The 18,586-nt window shown below is 37.5% G+C and carries 17 protein-coding genes; 7 read left to right on the top strand and 10 right to left on the bottom strand.

Annotated features, from left to right (window positions below):
- Positions 1-3 precede the first annotated feature (3 nt).
- The 4 genes from ASE92_RS01760 to ASE92_RS01745 form a co-directional block, all read right to left on the bottom strand.
- Positions 4-1,554 carry a M56/M15 family metallopeptidase gene (locus ASE92_RS01760; RefSeq protein ID WP_056848384.1) on the bottom strand — a complete coding sequence of 517 codons (1,551 nt, stop codon included), beginning with the start codon at positions 1,552-1,554 and terminating at the stop codon, positions 4-6.
- The gene (locus ASE92_RS01755; protein WP_056848383.1) at positions 1,551-1,919 is read right to left on the bottom strand and encodes a BlaI/MecI/CopY family transcriptional regulator; all 369 of its coding nucleotides are present in this window, start codon (positions 1,917-1,919) and stop codon (positions 1,551-1,553) included. The genes ASE92_RS01760 and ASE92_RS01755 overlap by 4 nt, the downstream gene beginning before the upstream one ends.
- Positions 1,920-2,250: 331 nt before the next feature.
- The gene (locus tag ASE92_RS01750; RefSeq protein WP_056848382.1) at positions 2,251-2,910 is read right to left on the bottom strand and encodes a DUF1345 domain-containing protein; all 660 of its coding nucleotides are present in this window, start codon (positions 2,908-2,910) and stop codon (positions 2,251-2,253) included.
- 10 nt (positions 2,911-2,920) lie between these two features.
- Positions 2,921-3,709 carry an O-methyltransferase gene (locus ASE92_RS01745; RefSeq protein ID WP_056848381.1) on the bottom strand — a complete coding sequence of 263 codons (789 nt, stop codon included), beginning with the start codon at positions 3,707-3,709 and terminating at the stop codon, positions 2,921-2,923.
- 44 nt (positions 3,710-3,753) lie between these two features.
- On the opposite strand from ASE92_RS01745, the gene ASE92_RS01740 reads away from it, so the two are divergent.
- Both ASE92_RS01740 and ASE92_RS01735 read left to right on the top strand, forming a co-directional pair.
- Positions 3,754-4,617, top strand: coding sequence for a transglutaminase-like domain-containing protein (locus tag ASE92_RS01740; protein ID WP_056848380.1), 864 nt, complete (start codon positions 3,754-3,756; stop codon positions 4,615-4,617).
- 12 nt (positions 4,618-4,629) lie between these two features.
- On the top strand, positions 4,630-5,742 hold the full coding sequence (locus ASE92_RS01735) for a glycoside hydrolase family 18 protein (protein WP_157255607.1): 1,113 nt from the start codon (positions 4,630-4,632) through the stop codon (positions 5,740-5,742).
- Positions 5,743-5,787: 45 nt separating this feature from the next.
- Here the strand turns inward: ASE92_RS01735 and ASE92_RS01730 are convergent, their stop codons facing one another.
- Together ASE92_RS01730 and prfB are read right to left on the bottom strand one after the other, a co-directional pair.
- Positions 5,788-6,720 (bottom strand): alpha/beta hydrolase, encoded by a 933-nt coding sequence (locus tag ASE92_RS01730; protein WP_056848379.1) that lies wholly within the window; start codon positions 6,718-6,720, stop codon positions 5,788-5,790.
- 9 nt (positions 6,721-6,729) lie between these two features.
- Positions 6,730-7,804, bottom strand: a protein-coding gene (prfB, locus tag ASE92_RS01725) for a peptide chain release factor 2 (RefSeq protein ID WP_157255606.1) whose coding sequence is annotated in 2 segments (ribosomal slippage) — positions 6,730-7,743 and positions 7,745-7,804 — 1,074 coding nt in all. Because the reading frame shifts where the segments join, the coding sequence is not laid out codon by codon here.
- Between the two features lie 254 nt (positions 7,805-8,058).
- Between prfB and ASE92_RS01720 the strand changes: the two genes are divergently transcribed.
- Positions 8,059-8,577: a hypothetical protein gene (locus ASE92_RS01720; RefSeq protein WP_056848378.1), complete on the top strand. Its 519-nt coding sequence runs from the start codon at positions 8,059-8,061 to the stop codon at positions 8,575-8,577.
- A gap of 17 nt (positions 8,578-8,594) precedes the next feature.
- Here the strand turns inward: ASE92_RS01720 and ASE92_RS01715 are convergent, their stop codons facing one another.
- A complete protein-coding gene (locus ASE92_RS01715) occupies positions 8,595-9,899 on the bottom strand; it encodes an amidohydrolase (RefSeq protein ID WP_056848377.1) in 1,305 nt (434 codons plus the stop codon).
- A 180-nt stretch (positions 9,900-10,079) separates the two neighbouring features.
- Positions 10,080-10,604 carry a hypothetical protein gene (locus tag ASE92_RS01710; protein WP_056848376.1) on the bottom strand — a complete coding sequence of 175 codons (525 nt, stop codon included), beginning with the start codon at positions 10,602-10,604 and terminating at the stop codon, positions 10,080-10,082.
- A 158-nt stretch (positions 10,605-10,762) separates the two neighbouring features.
- Here ASE92_RS01710 and pgi point away from each other — a divergent pair, with 158 nt between their 5' ends.
- The 4 genes from pgi (at position 10,763) to ASE92_RS01690 (ending at position 16,709) form a co-directional block, all read left to right on the top strand.
- Positions 10,763-12,409 (top strand): glucose-6-phosphate isomerase, encoded by a 1,647-nt coding sequence (gene pgi / locus ASE92_RS01705; protein ID WP_056848375.1) that lies wholly within the window; start codon positions 10,763-10,765, stop codon positions 12,407-12,409.
- A 198-nt stretch (positions 12,410-12,607) separates the two neighbouring features.
- Complete coding sequence (locus tag ASE92_RS01700) at positions 12,608-13,921, top strand: pitrilysin family protein (protein ID WP_056848374.1); 1,314 nt, start codon at positions 12,608-12,610, stop codon at positions 13,919-13,921.
- 29 nt (positions 13,922-13,950) lie between these two features.
- Positions 13,951-16,032, top strand: coding sequence for a pitrilysin family protein (locus ASE92_RS01695; protein WP_082454877.1), 2,082 nt, complete (start codon positions 13,951-13,953; stop codon positions 16,030-16,032).
- Positions 16,033-16,169: 137 nt separating this feature from the next.
- Positions 16,170-16,709, top strand: a complete 540-nt coding sequence (locus tag ASE92_RS01690; RefSeq protein ID WP_056848372.1) for a DUF4251 domain-containing protein — start codon at positions 16,170-16,172, stop codon at positions 16,707-16,709.
- A 355-nt stretch (positions 16,710-17,064) separates the two neighbouring features.
- Here the strand turns inward: ASE92_RS01690 and ASE92_RS01685 are convergent, their stop codons facing one another.
- Together ASE92_RS01685 and ASE92_RS01680 are read right to left on the bottom strand one after the other, a co-directional pair.
- The gene (locus ASE92_RS01685) at positions 17,065-18,147 is read right to left on the bottom strand and encodes a glutaminyl-peptide cyclotransferase (protein WP_056848371.1); all 1,083 of its coding nucleotides are present in this window, start codon (positions 18,145-18,147) and stop codon (positions 17,065-17,067) included.
- Entirely contained in the window at positions 18,125-18,490 is a 366-nt protein-coding gene (locus ASE92_RS01680) for a YraN family protein (RefSeq protein WP_056848370.1), read from the bottom strand. Before ASE92_RS01680 ends, ASE92_RS01685 begins: the two co-directional genes overlap by 23 nt.
- Between the last annotated feature and the right edge of the window lie 96 nt (positions 18,491-18,586).

Raw genomic sequence — 18,586 nt, 5'->3', positions numbered from 1 at the left:
TCTTTAACAACCTCGTTTTGAGAACAAGACAAACCCATCTAATATTAAATTACTGATTTTACGAAGGTTGCTTTCCTGAGTGATGAAATCCAGACTTTTTTGATCGGTAATATTCCCTAATTCAATCAAAACTGCTGGCGTTTGAGATTCTCTTAATACCAACAAACTTGCATCCTTAAGCGAATTTTGGACAGGCGTCCCCTTCACTTGCTTAAGTTTTCCTAAGATATTTGCGCCCAGTTCTTCTGCTATTTTAATATTCTTATTTAATTTCGAAACATAAAGCTCTATGCCGCCGAAGGCCAAGGAACCATTCTTAGGCATTGCATTATGATGAATAGATATAAAAGCAGTAGCAGGTTGAATAGGTAATCGATCGCGAAGTGATACATACTCATCACCACTTCTGGTTAACCGAATTTTGATGCCTCTTTTAGTAGCTTCTTCTTTTAAAATGTTTACTGCTCTCAAATTCATGTCTTTTTCCCTTTGCCCATCCAGGGCAACCGAAGCTGCATCTCTGCCTCCATGTCCTGCATCAAGAACCAATACCACTTCTGCCTCGTTAAATGCAGGTTTCGCATTCGGATCTAAAACTGTTGCTGTTTTAAAATAATCTTTCTTGTAAACCTTAACATGAGTAAAATAATTTCCATTATCTGCCACATTTTTTGTTACAATAACTTCTTTACGGTTTACAAAGGCTAATAAGCAAAGCGCAATTATTGGAATAAATGAAAAGTAAATGAGCTTTTTCATATTGGAGTTTGGTTTTTTGTACAACATCATAATTCTTTTTTTTAATGGCAGTTTGCTAAACCTATGCGCCAATAACGTACTTGAAGGCATGGCCAAATTCAACAATAAAGATGCATAAGCTTTTTTATCAGCGGTTTTTAGTGTTTCCTGATCAGCCAAAAACTCGTGATTGTGATCGATCGCATTTCTCCAGAAATAAATGATGGGATTGAACCATAAAATACAAACTGCTAAATTTACCAGGAGCTTGTCGACAGCGTGGCCTTGTGTTACATGAGCCGACTCGTGCTGAATTACCAAATCTCTTTCATCTTTTGTTAAGCTTTCATCTATGATGATTTGATTTAAAAAGGAGCAATTTTTTATTTGTGCATGAGGTTGAACCAGAATAAGTTTACCATTTTGAGAAGATTTGTATTTTGTGATAGAACGCTGAACGATACCCATCATAATAACCATTCGGAAAATTAATGCCAGCAAAACGGCACCATACACATAAACTATTAACTGACTCCAATGAGTAGGCGAATCCTTTATTAGCTGATTATCATTAAAATCTTGTTCAAAAGCAGCTTCATTGCTATAAGCTACCTTAACTGGCGTCTCTTGATGATTGACCGAAATTTCCCTTGTACTTTCTACTGTTAAAGCCGGAATGGCGAAACTAAAAAGCAATGCCGTTAATAAGAATAAACGGTTAAGTTTAAAGAAAGTAAGTTTCGATAACAAAAAATGATAGGCTATGAAAAAGATAACCGTACAAGCCGAAACCTTGAGTAAATACAGTAAAATCATGATTTTTGATTTTGGTGAATGATCTTTTGGATTTCTTCTATATCGCTTTCACTCAATTTTTCTTCTTTAACCATAAAGGATAATAAACTGGCTGGTGAATTATCAAAATAGCCAGAAAACAGTTTAGAAAATGTGGTTTTGGCATAATCGTCTTTATCGATGGCAGGAAAATACTCATAGGTTTTTCCATAAGCTTTGTAGTTAACATAACCTTTCTTTTCTAAAAGCCTTACGATAGATGAAATAGTGTTGTATGGTGGTTTTGGTTCGTCATCTAGCTCATCGATAATATCTTTTACGAATGCTTTCTTTAGCTTCCATAAAACCTGCATAATCCGCTCTTCCGTTTTGGTTAATTCTTCCATATCCAAACTTATAACTTATTTTTCAGTTATACAACTATAAAATCAGTTATATTATTGATTTTTTAGTTTTCATACTGAATGTCGTTGCGAATACGACCCGGAATAAGCCGCTAGGGGCATAAATTTTTAAAATTTGATTACCCTAAATTTTTGAGAAGGTATTACACTAGATGAATAGGCAATATGCAGCTGTCTTTGTTTTTAAACCCGATCGAAGCGAGATGCTCCCCGATTTTTTATCGGGAGCAGAAGCGGGAGCGGGACAGAAAGCCGCCACGAAATACAGAACTGATCATTTCCGAATAATTGATCAACAATATAGCCTCTGAAATTAGTGACTTAATCCAGCCAATGCATTAATGGTTAACGCCACAATTACCGTATTGAAAATAAAGGCGATTAAACTGTGTAGCAAGGAAAGCCGACGAATTTGACGGGAAGAAATTTCGACATCAGAAACCTGAAAAGTCATCCCTAAAACGAAAGAAAAGTAGGCAAAATCAACAAAATCTGGAGATTCATTGCCGGGAAAATCCAATCCTGAACCCTTTCCATTTTCATTATCGCCATAAAAAAGATGTGCGTAACGCATGCTGAAAGTGGTATGAACCAAGAACCACGACAAAAACATTCCTGATAAGGCGATAACCAATGAGAGCGGTTTGATATCTTTATTGATTAACAGCAGAATTACAGCCAACAACCCAGCGAAGGTAGAAACTACAACAATTGCAAAAATCTCTTCTTTAGTTTCATCTTGAATTTTTGCTTTTAAGCAGGTTTCGATAGGTGATGTTTTGAAAAACATGAACCAGTGCAATGATATCAGCATTAAACTAAAAATATCCCAGCCAAACATCACGTGGGTGAGCATGTCAGTTTTTAAGAGCAACGAACCTAAAAAACCTAAAATCCCCACAAAAAAGCTAATTAGCAAAATATACAATGCCGATAACTTCTGGATACCTTGAAGTTTGGGTTCGATTTTCATACTGGTTTATTTATTGATTAAATTTCAGCTTGAAATGCTCTTTGGCTTGTCCTTTTTTGAAATAAACCAATCCAATCCAAAATAAATCAACTGTGACTGTTACTTCTGGATGGCTTTTGATCTCTTCCCAAGCTTCTTTCATTCCCTGGCTCCAGTAAATATCATCAAAAATGAGCAAAGAATTTTCGGTAACTTTTGGCAAACACCATTTAAAGTAATTTAAGGTAGCATCTTTGCGGTGGTTGCCATCAATATAAACGAAATCGAGACTTGGCTGCTTAGCAATGATATCAGGTAAAATGAGGTCGAAATTACCTACATGAAGTTCAATATTATTTAGATCGAGATCCTGGAAATTTCTCTTTGCCACCTCGGCCGTTTGAGGACAGCCCTCTATAGTAATAATTTCAGCTTCGGGACAAGCTTTTGCCAAGTATGATGAGGTAATTCCTAAACAAGTGCCCAATTCAATTGCGGTTTTGGGATTAGTATTTTCTGCTAAACGATAAATGAGTTTAGCTAACCGCGGACTTTTAAGTGCATTTTTAGCAATTTCACTTATCTTCTTTGTTCGGTTCTTATTAAGATGGGAACCTGCTCCCAGATCTGTAACGGTGATTTCAGAATCGTCAGAAAAAAGTTTTTTTCTTTGCTCTTCTATGTTTTTGTATTGAGATTTCTCGCTAAAATCGTAAATTACCGCATCAGCGAGCTTGTATACGAATGGTGAATGCGTTCCATGACGGGTTTTCGCTGTTAAACGATGTTTAATGTAATCGGTAATAAATTGAAATAGCATAATATTGCAAAAGTAATTAAACGCGGCAAACGTGTGTATGTTTTATGGAAAATATCGGAGAGATAAGCGCATTAGTTAAATTATTGGATGATCCGGATGATGAAGTTTATCAGCATGTTGAGCAGAAACTGCTCGAATATGGTGGTGAAGTAATCCACTATCTGGAAAATGCCTGGGAGCAATCTTTTGATGGGCTTTTGCAGGAACGAATTGAAAACATTGTTCACCAAATCCAATTTAAAACGGTTAAAGAAGATTTGAATTTATGGTATTTAAGCGGTGCTTTCGATTTGATGCAAGGTGCGCTCATCATTAACCGTTATCAATATCCTGATTTGGATGAACAAAAAGTGATTAACCAAATAGAGGAAATTAAAAGAGATATCTGGCTGGGCCTACAATACGAAATGAGTTCGGTAGAAAAGGTAAAATTGATTAACCATGTTTTGTACCAACAATACGGTTTTGGTGGCAACACAAAAAATCATCACGACCCTCAAAACTCTTATTTAAACCAGGTTTTAGAGAGCAAAAAAGGCAATCAAATATCATTGGCCATCATTTACTCTACGCTTGCCCAGAAATTAGATTTACCAATCTATGGTATCAATCTGCCTCAACATTTCATTTTGGGTTTTATAGATGAAAGTAAACAAGAAGGCACTGAATACGGCGTATTGTTTTACATCAATGCTTTTAACCGTGGAAATATTTTTGGCAAACATGATGTTGATCAGTTCCTCCGCCAACTAAATTTAGAATCACTGCCAGAATATTACAGGCCCTGCAGCAATACAGATATCATTCGCAGGGTAATCAGGAATTTAATTTCTGCTTACGAAAATGCCGGTGCAACAGAAAAAGTGAGAGAACTGAACGAACTGCAAAATATTATCGCCGAACCTTAAACATCCCAAAAATTGAAAAAAATCTCCCCTCTGTCTCTTTCTTCATTTATTATTTTCGCAGGATTTATCTGCTTTGCAAATAATCTTAAAGCACAAAAAATAGCTAAGCCAAACGTAATAGCCTATTATACTGGTGGCGGTGGAACTTTAATTGACAGCTTCCCTGTAGAGAAACTGAGCCATTTAATTTACAGCTTTGGGCATGTTAAAGGCGATAGCCTGAACATCAAAAGTGCTAAAGATTCGGCTTTGATTTCGAAAATGGTGGCTTTAAAAAGTCGCAATAAAGATTTGAAAGTGATGATTGCCATGGGAGGTTGGAGTGCTTGCGAACCCTGCTCGGAAGTATTCAGCAGAAAAAACGGACGGGAAACTTTTGCCAAAACCACTAAAGAACTATTGGATTATTTCCATGCAGACGGAATCGATATCGACTGGGAATATCCTGCAGTAGCGGGTTACCCAGGCCATAGGTACACAGAAGCTGATAAACACAACTTCACTTTATTGATTCAGGAGCTACGCAAAAAACTAGGCAAAAAAGCCGAGATTAGTTTTGCTGCCGGAGGTACAAAAAACTGTATAGATTCTTGTTTTGAGTGGAAAAAAGTGATGCCCTTAGTAGATCGAGTGAACTTAATGAGCTACGACCTGGTAAGCGGTTATGCCACACAGAGTGGGCATCATACCCCACTTTTCTCTACGCCGCAACAACAACTTTCTGCAGATTGGGCCATAAATGAAATGATTAAAGTAGGTGTTCCACCCCAAAAAATTGCTTTAGGCGCAGCTTTCTATTCAAGAATTTTCCAAAACACTACGGATGCCAACCAAGGGTTATATCAACCAACAAAATTCTTAAGTGGTGTTTCTTACAAGAATTTTCCAGATCAGTTTACGGTAGACAAAGGGTTTCAATACTATTGGGATGATGTAGCCAAAGCGCCATATTATTACAATGCCGCTTCAAAACAACTTGTTACTTTCGATGACCCAAAATCAATTGCTTTAAAAACCAAATACGTAGTTGACCGTAAGCTAAACGGTATTATGTTTTGGGAGTTAACGGATGATGCCTATGCCAATGGACTGGTAGATGTTATAGCTGAAACTTTAAATAAATAAAAAAGACGTAACTTAAATTGCGGCTTTTTTATGTACACTAAATAGTTAAAAATTTCCTTTTACTTTAAATTTTTGAACCTTTAACCATCCTGCCATCAGGCTAAACCAATCGGTGGTACTTGTTTTGTTAATTAGCCCGAAACCATGACCACCTTTTTCAAAATAGAAAAGGTTACTTGGAACTTTAGCAGCAAGTAATGCTTTATGCATTAATTCGCTGTTCGCTACTGGTACGGTTTTGTCATCTTTAGCATGTACGAAATAAGTTGGAGGTGTTTTTTTAGTTACGTTTTCATTTGCAGAAAAATACCTTTTTAATGAATCTGGCGGATTGGGGCCCAATAGATTTTTCATAGTCCCTGTATGTACCGATTCTTCGAAACTAATTACTGGATAAACCAGCACACCGAAGCTTGGTCGTAAATCTATTTTTTCCGGGTTCGCTATTTTTAAATCATTATAATGTATTTCTAAGGTAGAGGCGAAGTGACCACCTGCAGAAAAGCCCATTATTCCAACCTTATTGCTTTTGATATGATATTTTTTAGCTGCCTTTCTTACCAGATAAATGGCTTGCTGTGCGTCCTGAAGCAATGCATAAGTTTTATCAACCATGATTTGATCACTCGGCAAACGATATTTTAAAACAAAAGCGGTTACCCCAATGGCATTGAAACGCTTGGCCACATCTGTTCCTTCATGACTAAAAGCAAGCGCTCCATAACCACCCCCCGGACAAATGATTATCGCTGTTCCGGTGGCAATATCTTTCGGCGCTTCAAATACCGTAAGTGTTGGTATTGAAACCTTCGTAACGCTTAATGTACCATTAGATCTTACCTCGGTATTCTCGGCATATGTTGAGGGTGTAGGCTTTGCCCCTGGAATGCTGTCAGTATATAACGGAATTACTTCTTGTGATTTTGAAATTTGAACCGCCATAAAAAACAAAAAGAAAAGGATGAATGATTTTACCATGATTGTTTATTAAAATTCCATTAAATAAGCTTTCAAAAAGTCGTTAATATCACCATTTAAAACGGCATCAGGGTTAGACGTTTGGTAGTTGGTACGGTGATCTTTAACCCTTCGGTCATCGAGCACATAACTTCTAATCTGCGAACCCCATTCTATCTTTTTCTTCGATCCTTCTACCGCAGCAATGGCTTCATTGCGTTTACGCTCTTCAATTTCATACAATTGAGATTTAAGCAAACGAATGGCATTTTCTTTATTCTGCAACTGCGATCTCGACTCCTGATTTTTGATGATAATACCCGATGGTTTGTGGTACAAACGAACAGCGGTTTCTACTTTATTTACGTTCTGTCCACCGGCGCCACCTGCTCTAAAGGTTTCAAATTCAATATCTGCCGGATTGATGTCAATCTGAATGGTATCATCAACCAACGGATAAACGTAAACCGACGCAAAAGACGTATGGCGACGGGCGTTCGAATCAAAGGGAGAGATACGCACCAAACGATGAACGCCATTTTCGCCTTTCAAATAACCATAAGAAAAGTCGCCATCAAACTGAAGCGTTACCGATTTTATTCCTGCAATCTCCCCTTCCTGACTATCTTGTTCGGTAATTTTGTAACCATTTTTATCGCCCCACATCATATACATCCGCATAAGCATGTAAGCCCAATCGCAACTTTCCGTTCCACCTGCACCAGCGGTAATTTGCATCACCGCCGAAAGTTGGTCTTCTTTATTCCGGAGCATATTTTTGAGTTCCAGTTCTTCAACCGAAGTTTTGCTGATCTCAAATTGCTCTTGAAGTTCTGTTTCTGATGCATCGCCAGATTGAAAAAACTCAAACATTACTGCTGCATCTTCTACAGCATTATTGGTTTGGTTAAAGCCGTCAGTCCATTTTTTCTTCGAACTGATTTCTGCTAATATTTTTTCTGCTTTTTTTGGATCGTCCCAAAAATCGGGCGCCATCGTTAACTTTTCCTCTTCACGGATGGCGTATAGTAGCTCATCGACGTCAAAGATGCCTCCTCAGAGACGTTACTCTGTCTCTTAAATCCTGAATCTGTTCTTTGGTCATAATGGCAAATATAACAATTGGATTGAGCAAAAGGAAAATGGATGCTGATAAATTATTTGTGACGAAAATCATCATAATTATACACATCTAGCTTTGTATTCAAAATGGTAAGAGAAATATTGGTAGTAGCAGGTTTTTTATACATTAAATATTCAATTTTTCATAATATATTTATAATAATCAAAATTCAACTGCTCCAAGTTAAATAACTAATAAATTGAATCTACTATACCGGAATCAAACTTATACGATCAATGAAATCCGACCATATACACAGTATCTCTTTTCAAAATAATAAAGTGATTTTAAAAGTTGGCAATACACCATTGCTCATAAGAGTGATCTTATTTTTGACTGCTTTTTTGTTTTTTCTATTACCAGTTGGTGGCTTAATTTTAAATGTATCTGCAGGAAATAGAATAGCTTTTTCTGGTATTATTATGGCAGTAATATTTTCACTCTGTGGTTTTTATTTACTTAGAATTTCTTTATGGAATTCATATGGAAAGGAAATTATTGAGATAAGTGGTAATAAAGTCTCTTATATAGCAGACTATGGGTTATTTAAAGATAATGTAAAAGAATTATCTACTGAAAATCTTCGATTTTCAATTATACCTAAAGACAATAGCGAAGTTGGAGTGATGTTGTTTAAGTCAGACCAATCACAAATTGAATCTGTTATTCAATTGCCAATTAGCGAGTTAGAATTTCTATCAATAGATATAGCTACAGCAATATTAGAAAAAGCTAACAAAAATAATTTAGATTAGCACAAGGTAATCCTACCCTATTTCTTCATCCCCATATAATCCAGCGTTAAATTGGATAGCAATTTTACACCCAACACAAAGCCGCTTTCATCCAAATAAAAATCAGGGGTATGATGAGAAGCCGTTTTTAAAGGATCTTTACCCTTCGGCATGCCACCAAGAAAGACAAACAAGCCCGGTATTTTTTCCTGAAAAAATGAAAAGTCTTCAGCGCCAGTAACAGGCGGCTTAAGCATTACATTGTCGGCTCCGGCAGTTGCTTTCATACTTGGAAGCATCTTTTCTGTTAAGGCGATATCATTGAATGTTACAGGATAATGGTTACTATATGGAATTTTAACTTCAGCAGTTCCGCCGCCAGCCTCGGCTGTTTTGGTGGCAATGGTTTTAATACGCTCGATGAACATCGCTTCATCTTCTTTGCTGAAATTACGAACCGTTCCTAGCATCTCCACTTTCTCAGGAATAATATTTGAACGAACCCCACCAGTAATGGCTCCAATAGTGACCACTCCTGGGTTTTCTGTAACATTCAAATTCCTGCTTACAATAGTTTGAAGATTGTTTACAATTTGTGCTGAAATGACGATTGGATCAATACTGCTCCAGGGGTAAGCACCATGCGCTTGACGGCCTGTTACCGTAATTTTCATATCATTTACCGCGGCCATTGTTCCGCCCGGGCGATAAGTTACTTTACCAACTTCTGTTTGTGCATTAATATGTAAACCGAAAATAGCTTCAACTTTTGGGTTTTCAAGTACGCCTTCCTTGATCATCAAAGCAGCACCGCCTTCTTCTCCTGCCGGAACACCTTCTTCTGCGGGTTGAAAAATGAATTTTACTGTGCCAGGGATATTCTTTTTCATAGATGCCAGGACCTCTGCTACACCCATTAAAATGGCGATGTGGCTATCATGACCACAAGCATGCATTACACCAACTTCTTGTCCGTTATACGGTGTCTTTACTTTTGAAGCGAATGGAATATTTACTCGCTCGGTAACAGGCAAGCCATCCATATCAGCCCGTAATGCAACCACCGGACCAGGTTTACCACCTTTTAAAATGCCAACCACACCAGTTTTAGCAACGCCAGTTTTTACCATTATGCCCAACGATTCGAGATGCTTTGCAATGATTTCTGCTGTTCTGGTTTCGGTATTGCCCAATTCAGGATGTTCATGAAAATCTCTTCGCCAGGCGATAACTTTTTGTTCTAATGCATCGGCTTTTTTGGCAACTGATGAACGTAAATCTGATTGTTGAGCAAGGCTGGCTAACGAAATCAGCAGAAAAGGGATGATGTATAATTTCTTCATAGGAGATGATTAGTTGAATTGCTAATTTAACAAGAAAAAGCTGTATCATATATACAATCTGTTATCGTAAGCCTGTCGGAGGACTTATTAAAAAACCAATTAAGGCGTTTCGACAAGCTCAACGTGACAAAGTTGAAGATATTTAGATTTATGATACAGCCTCTTTCAATTTAAAAATCGCTAGTTAAACATGCCTTTCAGCTTATCTAATATTCCACCATTGACAGGAGTTTCGCCGTTTTGGTTAGCTGCAGGTGCAGGTCTGCCGCCATTAAACATCCCAATTACATCGCTCACATCGAATTTACCATCACTTCCACCAGCCAAACTGCCCACTACATCTTTGATATTGAACGAACTATCATTTGGGTCAGCAGTTTTTTGGGTTAGTTTTCCAATGATTACGGGGATTACCGTTGCAGCCAATTTCTTCGCTGTTTCTGCATTTATGCCTAAACCGGCTAATTTATCTGTAAAACTTCCAGCTGCCTGCTGTGTAACCGCTGATCCTTCTGCATTTCCAGAATTAAAAATTTCGGCCAATCCATCTACATTTCCAGAGGAAATTTGATCTTTTAACGTATCAAAAATAGAACCTGACGCCGCTTGAATTACCTGTTCATTTTGCTCATTTGGAATTTCGCTGTTATTTACAACCGTGTCCTGTACGTTCTCACGCACCAATTCATTTAAATTTTCTAACATCTCGTTTGTTAATTATTTTATTGTTGGGTGCAAAATATCTGCGGGGACTAATATTAAAGTTACACTATAGATTCAACAATAAAAATACTTATGGATTTTTGAACATTAAAAGACAGAATTAAAAATTTGCTTTATTACTTTTACAAAAAACAAAAACTATGTTACCGAAAATAAATTTTACTGAAACTGAGGCATATAAATACCTGGCCGATCATTTTATAGATATTAATCAAAAAAGCATTAAAGATCTTTTCGCAGAAGATGCAGATCGTTTCAACAAATTTTCTGTTTTTTTTGAAGATATCTTGCTTGACTATAGCAAGAATAGAATTACGGATGAAACCTTGGCTTTGTTAATTCAGCTGGCCCGCGAGTGTAAATTAGACGAAGCCATTAAAGCGATGTATTACGGTGACAAAATCAACGAAACCGAAGACCGTTCTGTACTTCATATTGCACTGCGTAACTTAAGCAATACGCCCATTTTGGCTGATGGCAAGGATGTAATGCCTGAAGTAAATGCCGTGCTTGCCAAAATGGAAAAATTTAGCAATAGCATTATCAGTGGTGAATGGAAAGGTTATACCGGAAAGGCGATTACCGATATTGTGAACATAGGAATTGGAGGTTCAGATTTAGGACCTGTAATGGTTACCGAAGCCTTGAAACACTACAAGAACCACCTGAATATTCACTTCGTTTCTAATATTGATGGAACGCACATCGCTGAAACTCTTTCAGGATTAAACGCAGAAACGACATTGTTTTTGGTGGCTTCGAAAACATTTACTACACAAGAAACAATGACCAATGCGCATTCTGCCCGTTCGTGGTTTTTAGAGAATGGAGCTAAAGAAAATGATATTGCAAAACATTTTGCTGCCTTATCTACCAATGCTAAAGATGTTTCAGCTTTTGGAATTGATACCGAAAACATGTTCGAATTTTGGGATTGGGTTGGCGGTCGTTATTCTTTATGGAGTGCAATTGGTTTGTCTATTTCATTAAGTATTGGCTTCGATAATTTTAAAGAACTTTTAGCTGGTGCGCATGCAACCGACAATCACTTTAAAACTGCAGAATTTGAAAGCAACATTCCTGTAATTTTAGGATTATTAGGCATTTGGTATATTAATTTTTATAATGCAGAAACGCAGGTAATTTTACCTTACGATCAATACATGCATCGCTTTGCGGCGTATTTCCAACAGGGAGATATGGAAAGCAACGGCAAACATGTAGATAGAAATGGCAACGAAGTTGATTATGAAACAGGGCCAATTATTTGGGGCGAGCCTGGTACAAATGGTCAGCATGCCTTTTATCAATTGATCCATCAAGGTACCAGAATCATTCCTGCTGATTTTATCGCCCCTGCACAAAGCTTAAATCCACTGGGAGACCATCATCCAATTCTGCTATCTAACTTTTTTGCGCAAACCGAAGCCTTAATGAACGGTAAAACGGAAGAAGAGGTTACCGAAGAACTGAAAAAAGACGGCAAGTCGGCAGAAGAAATTTCCAAAATTACGCCTTTTAAAGTTTTTGAGGGCAACAGACCAACGAACTCTATTTTATTGAAAAAAATTACGCCATACACTTTAGGAAGCTTGGTAGCTATGTATGAGCACAAAATTTTTGTTCAGGGTGTAATATGGAATATTTTCAGCTTTGATCAGTGGGGTGTTGAATTGGGTAAACAATTGGCTAAAAAAATTCTTCCAGAGTTGGAAGGTAATGAAAAAGTGGCAAGCCACGACAGTTCGACCAATGGCTTGATTAATCAATATAAAACCTGGAGATAAAACCCACAGTTAGTTGTGGCATCCGAAAAGAAAATCAAACGAAATTTAGCAAAAAGCGAGTTTTATACTCGCTTTTTCTATTATAATCAATATTTTAGGGCACCCTTAGCCAAGTGGCAAATCCAAATTAACTTATTTATGAAATTTTCTCTCTCTTCTCGCCTTTGATTGTTTCTAATCATTAAAAACAAATTACGAATGAAAAAAAGATTTCTTTTTGCTTCGGCCCTTTCCATTTTATGTTTAAGTGCCTCTGCTCAAAAAGTACAATTTACGGAGTTCGACCTTTACAATGGTCTTCACGTTATTTTACATCAAGACAAAACCGCACCTGTAGTCGCCGTTTCTGTAATGTATCATGTTGGCTCGAAAGATGAAGAAACAGAGCGCACAGGCTTTGCACACTTTTTCGAGCATTTATTATTTGAAGGATCCGATAATATTAAACGCGGTGAATTTATGAAATTGGTAAGTAGCAATGGTGGGCAGAACAATGCAAATACCTCTCAAGACCGTACTTTTTATTACGAAGTTTTTCCCTCTAATCAATTGGAATTAGGCCTTTGGCTGGAAAGTGAAAGAATGTTGCATCCGGTGATTAATGAAGTTGGCGTTAAAACTCAGAATGAAGTTGTTAAAGAGGAAAAACGATTGCGTATTGATAATGCGCCTTATGGAAAGTTTACTGAAAAAATATTCTCACACTTGTTTGCTGACCATCCTTATCGCTGGCAGCCAATCGGCTCAATGGAACATTTAGATGCAGCAAAACTTAGTGAGTTCATTGCGTTTTTTAAAAAATATTATGTTCCTAACAATGCGGTATTAACTATTGCCGGCGATTTGGATATCGAAAAAACCAAAGGCCTGGTTAAAGCTTATTTTAACGAGGTACCAAAAGGTGCACCAGTTGTTCGCAAGGAGTTCAAGTTACCAGAAATCACTAAAGAGATCATCGATACCGCTTACGATGCCAATATTCAAATTCCGGCAATATTTGCAGCGTATCGCGTACCGGGAATGAAAAGCAGAGATAGCAAAGTACTGGGCATGATCAGCTCTATTTTATCGGGTGGCGGAAGCTCGAGATTAAGTACTAAAATGGTTGATGAAAAGAAAACAGCCTTACAAGTAGCGGCTTTCAATTACAGTTTAGAGGATTACGGCGCTTATATCACTTTAGCCCTGCCAAATAAAAACACCCCACTAAACGATTTATTGAAAGATATTGATGAAGAAGTATCGCGTTTACAAACCGATTTAATCAGCGAAAGTGATTATAAAAAGTTGCAGAATAAATTTGAAAACGATTACGTAAGCGCTAACAGCAGAATGCTCGGCGTTGCCGAAAATTTAGCTGCAGGTTACACCTTCCACGATAAAGACACAAACGACATCAACAAAGAATTAGAAATAATAAGATCGATTACCCGTGAGGAAATCAGAGACGTTGCCAAAAAATACCTCGGCAAAAATCAACGAGTTGTTTTGTATTATTTACCTAAGAAATAAGCGCTTTATATCTTACATTATTTAAAATCATGAAAAAATTATTCATCATAGCTGCAATTTCCTTATTGGCTCAAGGTATTTCGGCACAAACTATAAATCGCAGTCAAAAACCAAAACCTGGTCCGGCGCCTGTAATTACCATCGGCGATCCGGTAATTTATAAACTGGCCAACGGCATCACTGTTTTAGTGGTAGAAAATCATAAGTTACCGAAAATCTCAGCAAGCTATAGTATCGATGCTGGCCCGATTACCGAAGGCACTAAAGCTGGCGTGGTGGGCTTAATGGGCAGTATGTTAAATGAAGGCACAACCGCCAAAACCAAAGCACAATTCGATGAGGCGGTAGATCAATTAGGTGCCGATGTTGGCGCTAATGCATCTGGGGGTTCGGCTTCAGCTTTAACCCGCTATTTTCCTCAGGCTTTCGCTTTAATGGCAGAAAGTATTAGAAAGCCGGCATTCCCTGAAGCTTCTTTTGAAAAGATAAAATCTCAGACGATCACGGGGTTAAAATCAAATGAAAAAAATGCCAAAGCAATATCTTCACGTGTGGTAGATGCCCTGGCTTATGGAAAAAATCATCCTAACGGAGAATTTGAGACCGAAGCATCTATCAACGGTTTAACTTTGGCTGATGTGAAAAACGCTTATGCAAAATACATCACTCCATCTAGAGGTTATTTAACTTTTGTTGGCGATATTAAACCAGAAGCAGCAAAAGCCCTTGCAGAAAAAGCATTCGGCGATTGGAAAGGCGCAATATTGACTTTACCTACATTAGCAAAAGTAAGCAATCCTGCTAAAACTGAAGTTGATGTAATCAATGTAAGCAATGCAGTACAATCTGAAATTACGGTGGTAAATTTAATCGACTTACCCATGAGCAATCCTGATTATTTTCCACTTTTATTGGCTAATCAAATCTTAGGTGGAGGTTCTGAATCCAGATTATTTATGAATCTGCGTGAGAAACATGGATTCACTTATGGCGCTTATTCAAGCACCGGTGCCGGACGATTTCAGTCAAAATTTTCCGCTAACGCAGCCGTTAGAAATGAAAAAGTTGATAGTGCGGTAGTTGAATTTTTGAAGGAGATAAATACCATCCGTACGGCAAAGGTATCTGCGGAGGAGCTGCAAAATGCAAAAAATCTTTATAATGGCAGCTTTGCGTTGGGCCTCGAAAACCCTGCCCGTATCGCTGGCTTCGCCAGTAGTATTTTAATTAATAATTTACCTAAAGATTTTTACCGCACTTACTTACAAAAATTAAATGCAGTAACAGCTGACGACATTTTAAGAGTTGCCAAAAAATATTACAATCATGATAACACCCGTGTAGTAATTGTTGGTAAAACTGAAGCTTTCATTCCGGGCTTAAAGAAAGCTGGTTTTGCAGTCAATCAATTTGATAGTTACGCAATGCCTGTTACAGCTGCCGCTACTACTAGCACAGCCACTACAAAGGCTGCTAAAGATGTTATAGCAAGTTATATTGCAGCAATAGGCGGAGAAGCGGCGATTAAAAAGATCACGTCGTTACAACAAAATGGTGAAATGGACATGCAAGGCAACAAGTTAACTGTAACCATGAAAAACATGGCGCCGAACTCAAATAGCATGGAATTAACCATGATGGGGCAAACTGCAGTGAAACAAGTTTTTAATGGAGCCACTGGATATGCCATGCAAATGGGGCAAAAGAAAGATTTAACTGGAAATGACCTGACAGAGAAGAAAGAGGAAAAAGGCTTGGTAAGTCAATTGTACTATGCCACTGATGGCTGGAAAGTTGAATCGGCTGGAACAGCAAAAGTAGGAACAGCCGACGCCTATAAATTAGCAATTACTTCACCATCTGGCAAAAAGAAAACTGAATATTATGATGTCAAGACTGGCTTGCTTTTGAAAGATGAAAAAACGGTAACAAATGGCAATGTAGAAATTAGTCAATCGACAGAATATGCTGATTATAAGAAAGTAGGAGACCTATTATTTCCTCATTCATTAACGCAAAGCGTCCAAACTCCACAAGGCTCGCAAGAGTTCGCCATTATAATTAAGGAAATTAAAGTGAATCCGCCACTAAAAGCAGAAGAATTTAATTAACGAGGTATTTTGAAGATAGAAAGCCGTTGCATTGAAAATGTAACGGCTTTCTATTTTTGACTTTTTCATCATGATCATTTATGGAATGTTTGAAACTTGCACATCTTAAAATTGTTATACTTTAAAACACACAGGTTATGAAACAATTAAGATTAATATTGAGCTTGGTTTTGGTGATCTCATCATTATCATTATTCGCACAAACAGATAAAGAAACCACAGAAAAAATAATTAAAGAACAGAACTATACCTTTGTGGCGAATTCTGCCATCCCGATGGCTAATATGGATGTTTCTAGAGTTTTGGAAAGAATGCCCGGAAATCCAAGTGGATCTTACATCAATTTATCAGGAAGCAACTACGACTTGACAGTAACTAAGGATAGTATTATTGCTTACTTGCCATTTTATGGAAGAGCATTTAGTGCGCCATATAATCCGAATGAAGGTGGGATAAAGTTTACTTCAAAAGATTTTACCTACAAGCAAACATTGAGTAAAAAAGGCGCCTATACTATTCAAATAAACACTAAGGATGTTAAAAGGGAAAATTACAGGTTTACGTTAAATGTTTCTACAAATGGATACGCTACTTTAGTTGCTTCTGGAAATAATAGGCAACCGATTACTTTTAACGGTGTATTGCAAGAATCTAAGAAGAAAGATAAAAATTTATAAAATCGATGTGGAAATCCTAATGCTGTATCCTTATTCCCGCGTAGGCCGTGATTTTAATGCGATACATAATAAATAAGATTAAGATCCCCAGGCAAGCTGAGGATGACGACCGTTTTTACAAACCGTTCATGGTTTGTGGCGATAATAACAACGATTAGCAAAGGTAGTTGTCTTTGCGGGGCACGAAGCAATCGCATTTGATAAAATAATACCGCAAATAAGGTCTCTTCGATCGATGAAATATCGATTTCGCCTAACTTCCGCAGGCAAGCGAAGACGAAAAGTTAAAAACGTCCATGGTAGAATGACGACTGTTCATGGTCGATGTTTCCACCGACCATTTGAGGAATTATCTTTACTTCTTTATTAACTGAATCTGATAAATATGGGGCCATTTTTTACCCGTTACAAACAAGCTTTTTGTGGCTTTATCATAGGCAATCCCATTCAGTACATTGTTCGCCTTTTCGTCTTCGGTTTTGAAATTATCTGCAGAAAAAATACCCGCCAAATTGATACGTGCCTCAACAGCACCGTTATTGGGGTTGATGATCAAAATATCGTTTGTGGTGTAAACATTGGCGTAGATTTTCCCATCGATCACTTCTAACTCATTAAGATTTTGAATTGGCCCTTTATTGTCATAAACATCAATAGAACCGATGCGGTTGTACTTATCTTTATCTAAAAAGAAAATCGTATTTGAACCATCAGTGTTAAGCACCTTTTCTCCATCGAAAGCCAAACCCCAACCCTCTCTTCCGGTAGTGTAAGAAAATTCCGAAAGTTTTTTCATTGTAGCTTTGTCGTAAACAAAACCCACTTTTTCACGATAGGTAAGTTGAATGATTTTATCACCAATAACCGTGATTCCTTCTGCAAAATATTGTTTATCAACCGGTGTTGATTGAACTATTTTACCTGTTGATGGTTCTACTTTACGCAGACTCGAATGACCATAATCGCCAGCACTTTCGTAAAAAAAGCCATCATGATATTCTAAACCTTCCACGTAAGAAGCAGTATCGTGAGGAAGTGTTTTGATAACTTTGTAGCTATATTCCACTGGTGCCTGCGCAGCCAGTACATTAATATTGGTAGTTAGCTCTTCAGCTTCCGTACCTTCGTAAATTTTGGCAGTTAAAATATGGCTCCCCAGCTTCAATCCTGCTGTTTTAAGCTTAATGACCGAAGTGTCCGTTCTAGCGATAACTTTAGCGGTATCAATTAAATAGACAACAGAATCTACTCTCTTGTCCTTTCCAAATTGAACTTTAACTTCAAATTCATTGCCAACAGGAACATTTAAGCCAATCATCGGCGATAAGAAACTTCTATATGTCCCTGGTTTATCATCCTTGCATGAGCTGACAAATGCAACGATAATTGCGATGAAAAGTAAGTTTTTGATTTGGTTAATCTTCAGGCCAAAAAGCATCTTCAATGTGATTTAGGTTATAACTTTTATTTTTTGCAAAGGTAATCGCAATTATATCAAAACGAATATCATTTTGATGATTCATGATTTCTATATATTCAGTTGCGGCCAGCTCCATTTGTTTCCGCTTTGCATTATGTACAAACTCCTCCGGCTGACCAAAGGCAACAGATGTTCGGGCTTTTACCTCCACGAAAACCATAATTCCATCTTTATAGACTATTAAATCTATCTCCGCTTTGCCATGCGTCCAGTTCTCGTCCAGCACTTCGTAACCTTTACCTTCTAAATATTGTTTTGCAATACTTTCTCCTTCTCTCCCTAAATCGTTATGAATTGCCATTTTGATGAATTATTGAATGATCGATTTTTGAATGAGTGAATGATACCTGTATGAAGAAATGAATAAACTGCCCTGATCTAAAAACCCCCGAATCTT

This window comes from Pedobacter sp. Leaf41, from assembly GCF_001422545.1.
In the GTDB taxonomy this organism is placed as follows: Bacteria; Bacteroidota; Bacteroidia; order Sphingobacteriales; family Sphingobacteriaceae; genus Pedobacter.
The sequence above is the reverse complement of the archived record's forward strand: the minus strand, read 5'-3'. Positions and strand labels throughout refer to the sequence as shown.